Annotated in this window: 5 protein-coding genes; 3 read left to right on the top strand and 2 right to left on the bottom strand. The window is 64.0% G+C overall.

Features of this window, described 5'->3' with window-relative positions:
- Together uppS and bioB are read left to right on the top strand one after the other, a co-directional pair.
- Positions 1–341: polyprenyl diphosphate synthase (uppS, locus tag AAFP05_RS07670; protein ID WP_341729272.1), on the top strand; the 341-nt coding region annotated here is incomplete at its 5' end.
- 125 nt (positions 342–466) lie between these two features.
- Entirely contained in the window at positions 467–1537 is a 1071-nt protein-coding gene (gene bioB, locus AAFP05_RS07665) for a biotin synthase BioB (RefSeq protein ID WP_341729271.1), read from the top strand.
- A 7-nt stretch (positions 1538–1544) separates the two neighbouring features.
- On the opposite strand, the gene folP is transcribed toward bioB, so the two are convergent.
- Together folP and leuA are read right to left on the bottom strand one after the other, a co-directional pair.
- Positions 1545–2432, bottom strand: a complete 888-nt coding sequence (gene folP, locus AAFP05_RS07660) for a dihydropteroate synthase (RefSeq protein WP_341729270.1) — start codon at positions 2430–2432, stop codon at positions 1545–1547.
- Positions 2433–2505: 73 nt separating this feature from the next.
- The gene (gene leuA / locus AAFP05_RS07655) at positions 2506–4287 is read right to left on the bottom strand and encodes a 2-isopropylmalate synthase (RefSeq protein ID WP_341729269.1); all 1782 of its coding nucleotides are present in this window, start codon (positions 4285–4287) and stop codon (positions 2506–2508) included.
- A 339-nt stretch (positions 4288–4626) separates the two neighbouring features.
- Between leuA and AAFP05_RS07650 the strand changes: the two genes are divergently transcribed.
- A partial coding sequence (locus AAFP05_RS07650; RefSeq protein ID WP_341729268.1) for a mannitol dehydrogenase family protein occupies positions 4627–6045 on the top strand: 1419 nt, incomplete at its 3' end.

Here is a 6045-nt window from a genome sequence, read left to right as displayed (position 1 = left end):
AGTTTTGCGTCAACTACGGCGGACGCGCAGAGATCGTGGACGCCGCCCGTCAGATTGCCCGCGAGGCCGCCGCCGGTAGGCTCGATCCCGAGCGGATCTCCGAAAAGACCTTCCGGCACTACCTGGACGAGCCGGAGATCCCCGATGTTGACCTCTTCGTGCGCAGTTCGGGTGAGCAGCGGATCTCCAATTTTCTCATCTGGCAATCCGCCTACGCCGAACTGGTTTTCGTCGACAAGCTCTGGCCTGATTGGGACCGCCGAGATCTCTGGGCCGCCGTCGAGGGCTACGCCGGACGCGACCGTAGGTTCGGTGGTGCCATCCCGAATGACGTGAAGTGACGCCACCCGCTATCCTTAACACTGTTCAATCCTTAACGGTGTTCAATCCGCGTCGCCCGACGCCGCCTTCCAAGCAAGATGCGGGTCGGCGGAGTCAGATGAGCCTGGAGCTCTAGGAGACAGTGATGAATCTCGCCGAGATGACCAGACGCGGTGTTCAGGGAGAGTCGGCCACCCGGGACGAGGCCCTCGAGGTCCTTCGCAGCAGCGCCGACGAATTGATGTCTGTGCTTGCCGCGGCGGGAAAGGTCCGGAGACATTTCTTCGCCAATCGGGTGCGGCTCAACTACCTCGTGAATCTCAAGAGCGGCATGTGCCCCGAGGATTGCTCCTACTGCTCGCAACGGCTGGGCTCTCGCGCGGAGATCATGAAGTACTCCTGGGCCGACCCCCGGGTTGTCTATGACGCGGTCGAGGCCGGCATTCGGGGCGGTGCCCGCAGGGTCTGTCTGGTGGCGTCCGGCCATGGTCCCAGTACCCGTGAGGTGAACCGTGTGAATCGGATGGTGAGCGACATCAAACAGACTCATCCAGATGTCGAGGTGTGCGTCTGCCTGGGGTTCGTGGACGATGACAAGGCCGCGTCTATCAAGGAAGCGGGCGCAGATGCCTACAACCACAATGCGAACACGGCGCGCAGCCACTACGACGAGATCTGCTCAACGCACTCCTACGATGACCGGATCGACACGGTTGAGGTGCTTAAGCGCAACGGACTCTCCCCCTGCTCCGGAGTGATCGCAGGGATGGGCGAGACCAACGAAGAACTCGTCGATGTCATTTTCGATCTGCGCGCCCACGGCGTCGATTCGGTCCCGGTGAACTTCTTGCTGCCTTTCGACGGCACGCCGCTGGAGGGTGCCGCCGACCACCTCACACCGCAGCAATGCCTGCGCATCTTGGCGATGGTCCGCTTCGTACATCCGGACGCGGAGGTCCGCGCCGCGGCCGGCCGCGAGCTGCACATCCGCAGCATGCAGCCGCTGATGCTCGAGGTGGTCAACTCGATCTTCCTCGGCGACTACCTGACCAGTGAGGGTGCCGCTGGTGCCGCCGACCTCCAGATGCTCGCCGATGCGGGATTCGTAGCCGAGGGGCTGAACGAACTGCCTGAGCCACCAGCGGCGTCAATGGACGTCCACGCCGTCCCGATCCGTCATCGAGGTATCGGCAGCGAACTCCCGGCGAATGTCTAAGCGCCGCCTACCGCCCGCGTTCGGATCTGGCAGGCGGACGATCGCCTCTGATCGACGCGACCATGTCGAGCACTCTGCGGGTCGCCCGCACATCGTGCGCCCGAAAGACCGTCGCGCCTTGCCAGGCCGCGATCGCGGTCGCTGCAAGGGTGCCTTCGAGACGCTCATCAATGCCCAGGTCGAGAGTCTCCCCCACGAAATCCTTGCGGCTGATGGCCATCAGCACCGGATAGCCCAGCGAAACCACCCGATCCGTGGTGGCGACCAGCCGCAGCGAGTTCTGCGTGGTCTTGCCGAAGTCGAGCGTGGAATCGAGCAGCACTGCGTCCGGCGACACCCCGGCGGCGACAGCCCGCTCGGCACCGGCCTCAAGCACGCGAAGCACATCGTTCACCACCCCATCGCCGGGCCCGTAGTCGATGCCGTGCGGGTCGGTGCGTGGCGGCAGGCCTCCGGTGTGCGAGACCACATAGCCGGACCCCTCGCGCGCCGCCACCTGGACGAGGTCCTGGTCTGCCCCGGCCCAGGTGTCGTTGATCAGGTCGAACAACCCGGCGCAGGCGGACGCGACCCCGGCGCGCCAGGTATCCAGGCTGATGACCAACTCGGGAAAACGCTCACGTAACAGCGTGAGGAACGGCCGGACCCGGTCGACCTCCGCCGCCTCGGTGACCCAGTCACCGTCCTGTCCGGCTCGCACGCCTCCGATATCGATGATGTCCGCGCCTTCGTCGATCATCGTGCCTGCACGTGCCAGGGCATCGTCCAACTCGACGTGCCGAGCGGGGGCATAGAACGAATCGGGCGTCCTGTTGATGATGCCCATCACCGCCGGGTGCGCTGCGTCGAAGCGGTGATCGCGAAGCACCAGCGGTGCGGGTTGGCTAAGGCTCACGGATTCGAGTCTGCCACGCCGCGCATCGCTGGTGCCGATCGGATTCAGGTCGACGGGCGTGCGGGATGCCGGATCAGCCGGCGATCGCCAGCGATTCGGCCGTGTGCCGATTCACGGCACTCATCACGGCCTTCAGCGAAGCCGTCGTGATGTCAGGATCGATCCCAACGCCCCAATGCACTTCGACCTCGCCGTTCTCGATCTCACACTCCACGTAGGCAGCAGCCTTCGCGTCTCCTCCGGCGGTCAGCGCGTGCTCGTTGTAGTCGAGCACCCGGACCCTCACTCCGACGCTGGTCAGCGCGTCCACGAAAGCCGAGACCGGGCCATTGCCTTCACCGGTGATGACCTTCTCGACGCCGTTCGACACGATCCTGGCCTTGATGGTCGACCGGCCCTCCTCGCTCGTCTCCAGTGTGAATCCCTTACCCCACAGCGGTTCGCGGCGGTTCAGGTACTCGTCGGAGAAGATCTGCCAAAGCTGATCGCTGGTGACCTCGCCGCCCTCGCTGTCCGAATGGCGCTGGACGACCCGGCTGAACTCCATCTGCAGCCGACGCGGCAGCACCAGAGAATGATCGTTCTTCATCAGATAGGCCATGCCGCCCTTACCGGACTGACTGTTGACGCGGATCACTGCCTCGTAGGTGCGACCCACATCGTGAGGATCGACAGGCAGGTACGGAGCCTCCCAGCGAATCTCGTGGACACCGATCCCCGAACCCGCGGCCTTCGACTCCAGATCCTCCAGGCCCTTCTTGATGGCGTCCTGGTGGGAGCCGGAGAAGGCGGTGTAGACCAGATCGCCGGAGTAGGGCTGGCGGGCCGGCACCGGCATACCCGTGCAGTACTCGACCGTGCGACGCACTTCGTCCAGACCGCTGAAGTCGATCTGCGGGTCGATGCCCTGCGTGTACATGTTCATGCCGACGGTGACCAGATCGACATTGCCCGTGCGTTCGCCGTGCCCGAACAGGCATCCCTCCACACGGTCGCCGCCGGCCATCAGGCCGAACTCGGTGGCCGCCACGCCGGTGCCACGGTCATTGTGGGTGTGCAGCGAAACGCAGACATTCTCGCGAGACTTGACGTTTCGGCAGAAGTACTCGATCTGGTCGGCGTAGGTGTTCGGAGTGCTCATCTCGACCGTCGCCGGCAGGTTCAGGATGATCCCGCGCTCGGCGTCGGGCTGCCAGACGTCGACGACCGCATTGCAGACCTCGACGGCGAACTCGGTCGGTGTCTGGGTGAAGATTTCGGGCGAATATTCATAGCCGAACTCGACATTGGACAGATACTTCTCTGCCGCACCGATCACCCAACGAGTGCCGTCCACGGCCAACTGCCTGCATTCCTGCTCGTCGACATGGAAGACCACGCGACGGAAGAGTTCGGCAACGGCGTTGTACATGTGGATCGTGCCGCGCTTGGCGCCGATCAGCGATTGGGCGGTGCGCTCGATCAGGTCGGGACGCGCCTGGGTCAGCACCGAGATCGTCACATCGTCGGGTACTGCGTCCGATTCGATCAGCGACCGGACGAAGTCGAAATCGGTCTGCGATGCCGACGGGAAACCGACCTCGATCTCCTTGAAGCCCATGTTGACCAGCAGGTCGAAGAGCTTGCGCTTACGTCCGGGGGTCATCGGATCGATCAGCGCCTGGTTGCCATCGCGCAGGTCGGTCGACAGCCAACGCGGGGCGTGGTCGATCGACTTCGTCGGCCAGCTGCGATCCTCCAGCACGATCGGACGGAATGGCTCGTAGCGGCGGAATGGCATCGGGCTCGGTTGCTGAACGGGACGCGGCTGCGGCTTGGTGCGGGGCTTGGGATAGGCGTGAATCTCGGTGGTCATGATGGTCTCCTTGGCTGCGGATGAATGGTTGGTGTCAGTCGGACGCGCCAAAAACTCCGCAGCGAGAGCGACTGGCCTTAGCGAGTCTCGCTGCGGCGACCAAGGAGGAGCGCCAACGATGCGCTGAAGGTCGAAACCACGTGTCAACCATAAGCCAGTCGGTGAGCCGAAACCAAATGCGGACAATGTGATGGACGTTGGCAACAACTGCCAGCGCTCGCCAGGTCACGCCCGGCGCTGCGAGAATAAGTCATGACGAATGCCGATCGGATGTCCGCCGTGTTCGGATGCCGGTAGGCAGCGCTTCGTTCATTATCCGCGACCAGATTGGTGATCTCCATGGCAAACCTGAATCGCTCCAATTTCCCGGTTGAACGCCGGATCGGGGCGTCGGCTCCCGGTGCCACCGGCATCGTGCACCTTGGCATTGGACAGTTCCACCGTGCACACGCAGCTGTGAACACGGCGCTCGCGATGGCTGAGGCGGGTGGCGACTGGGGCATCGTCGGCGTTGCCAACCGTTCTCGCCGGATCATCGATCCGATGCTCAATCAGGACTTCATCTATTCGATCCTTCAGCTGAGCCCGGAAGGCACCGACGTTCAGCTTGTCGACGTGCACCGCCGGCTCTTCGTCGCGGCTGAGCAGCCCGCCGAGGTGCTCGCGGCGATCGCCGATCCAAATCACAAGATCGTCACGTTGACGATCACCGAGAAGGGCTACAACAAGGACGGCGTCACCGGCCATCTGACGACCGGCTCGGATGAGATCGCGCCCGGTCTGGCAGGCCCGGACAGTGCGAAGGCTCCGCTGGCTCAGCTGGCGTGGGGTCTGGTGAAGCGCTTCCAGGAGTCGAAGGCTCCGCTCACCGTGTTGTCGTGCGACAACATGCAGTCGGCCGGCAACACAACCAAGGCGATGGTGACCGAGTTCTTGCAGGCCGCAGGCGTGGACGACAACGCGCTGTCGTGGATCGCCGAGAACGTCTCCTTCCCGAATGCCATGGTCGACCGGATCGTGCCCGGCACCAACGATCAGACCAAGGCACAGGTCGAGCAGATCCTCGGTCTGCGCGACGAGGCGCCGGTGCCGGCCGAGGCATTCACCATGTGGGTGCTGGAAGACCACTTCAAGGCCGGACGACCAGCCTGGGAGGCAGCACCCGGAGTCACCTTCTCCGACGAAGTGGAGCAGTACGAGCTGGTCAAGCTGCGTCTGCTCAACGGCTCGCATTCGCTGATCAGCTACCTGGGCGGGCTCAGCAACTCGCCGACCATCCCGTCCGCCCGCGACAAGGAGTTTGTGGCCAAGTCGGTGCACGCCGCGATCTATGACGAGTTCTTGCCCAGCATTGAGCTACCCCACGGATTCGATGCGGACGCCTATGTCGCCCAGCTCTTCCACCGCTGGCAGAACCACGCCCTTGGCGACAAGACCGCTCGTGTTGGCTCAGACGGCTCGGCCAAGCTGCTGCAGCGCATCCCCGAGCCCGCGCTGCGGCTGCTGAATATGGGCGAAATGCCCAACGAGATGGCGCTGACCGCCGCATCATGGATCGCCTGTGTCGCTCCCCCGGCCGGATTCGATCCCGGCCAGATCGCCGCCGAGATGGAAGAGCCGCAGCGCGAGGAGCTCGCCGCAGCGACCGCTGGTGCCAAGAACACCCACGAGCACGTCGAGAAGATCATGACCGGCGGATTCTTCCCGACCGAGCTCGGTGAGCACGGCGAGTTCACCGATCGCGTCGCCGAACTGCTC

Source organism: Brooklawnia sp., from assembly GCF_032229645.1.
Classification (GTDB): domain Bacteria; phylum Actinomycetota; class Actinomycetes; order Propionibacteriales; family Propionibacteriaceae; genus Brooklawnia.
Note: the sequence above shows the minus strand (reverse complement) of the source record. Positions and strands in the feature narration are given on the sequence as shown.

What these genes read in the sequence shown, in the direction of transcription:
- leuA (WP_341729269.1), bottom strand. Translation starts at nt 4,287, where the DNA reads ATGACCACCGAGATTCACGCCTATCCCAAGCCCCGCACCAAGCCGCAG.
- bioB (WP_341729271.1), top strand. Translation starts at nt 467, where the DNA reads ATGAATCTCGCCGAGATGACCAGACGCGGTGTTCAGGGAGAGTCGGCC.